Raw genomic sequence first — 246 nt, forward strand, 5'->3', positions numbered from 1 at the left:
GTATCAACTTCTTTGTAACAATTTTAAGATGTAAAACACCAACTATGAAGTTTATGCAAATGCCAATGTTTACAGTAACAACATTTATTACTACATTAATTGTTATTCTTGCTTTCCCTCCTTTAACTAGTAATTGATCCCATGGAAAATTCATTAATGTCCACCTCCATGATCATCATTGTCTTGATCTTGCGCATCTTTTGAAATTTTCTTCATTTCTTTCGCATTTTTCGATTCATCTTTCTT

General features: G+C 30.5%; 1 protein-coding gene and 1 pseudogene. One reads left to right on the forward strand and one right to left on the reverse strand.

Annotated features, from left to right (window positions below):
• Nucleotides 1–128: pseudogene (locus tag IDG64_RS15390) on the forward strand (hypothetical protein); the annotation flags it as partial.
• Nucleotides 129–153: 25 nt separating this feature from the next.
• Here the strand turns inward: IDG64_RS15390 and IDG64_RS15395 are convergent.
• The coding region (locus IDG64_RS15395) for a hypothetical protein (RefSeq protein WP_241012139.1) at nt 154–246 on the reverse strand (93 nt) is incomplete at its 5' end.

The organism is Staphylococcus sp. EG-SA-15, from assembly GCF_017151895.1.
Taxonomy (GTDB): domain Bacteria; phylum Bacillota; class Bacilli; order Staphylococcales; family Staphylococcaceae; genus Staphylococcus; species Staphylococcus aureus.